Source organism: Paraburkholderia ultramafica, assembly GCF_902859915.1.
Classification (GTDB): Bacteria; Pseudomonadota; Gammaproteobacteria; order Burkholderiales; family Burkholderiaceae; genus Paraburkholderia; species Paraburkholderia ultramafica.
The window spans coordinates 1-535 of the sequence record NZ_CADIKK010000171.1 but is presented as its reverse complement, the minus strand read 5'-3'; the positions used below and the strand labels follow the sequence as shown (position 1 = coordinate 535).

Here is a 535-nt window from a genome sequence, read left to right as displayed (position 1 = left end):
CTCATGCGCGATGGAGGCCGCGAGCTGGCCCATGGTGGCCACGCGGTTGGCGTGCGCCAGTTCTGCCTGCACCGCGCGATAGCGCCGCTCGCTCCCGCGGGCCTCTTCCTCAGCCCGTTTGCGCTCGGTCAGATCGAGCACGAACGCGACCCCCTGGTCTCGCTGTTCGTCGAACGTGGCCACGCCGAGCAGCACGGGAACGCGGCTGCCATCCTTGCGAAAATACTCCTCCTCCAAGGGCTGGATGGTCCCGGTGCGCTCAAGTTCAGCCAGGGCCCGTTCATGGCGCTCGCGAAATTCCGGGGTTGTCAGATCGGTCCACCGCACGCGACCCCCGATGAGGTCCTCCCGGTCATATCCCACGATCTTCAGGAACGCTTCATTGGCCTCCATGATGTCGCCATTGCGCCTCGCGATGCAGATGCCGATGATGTTGGAGTCGACGAGGCGCCGGATCTTCGCTTCGCGTTCGGCGAGGCCGCGGTACAGATGGGCATTCTCCAGCGCGATCGCGGCCTGCGAGGCCACCAGCCTC

General features: G+C 66.0%; 1 protein-coding gene. It reads right to left on the bottom strand.

The annotated features are described in order from the left end of the window. A partial coding sequence (locus HV744_RS36725) for a PAS domain S-box protein (protein WP_175154106.1) occupies positions 1 to 535 on the bottom strand: 535 nt, incomplete at both ends.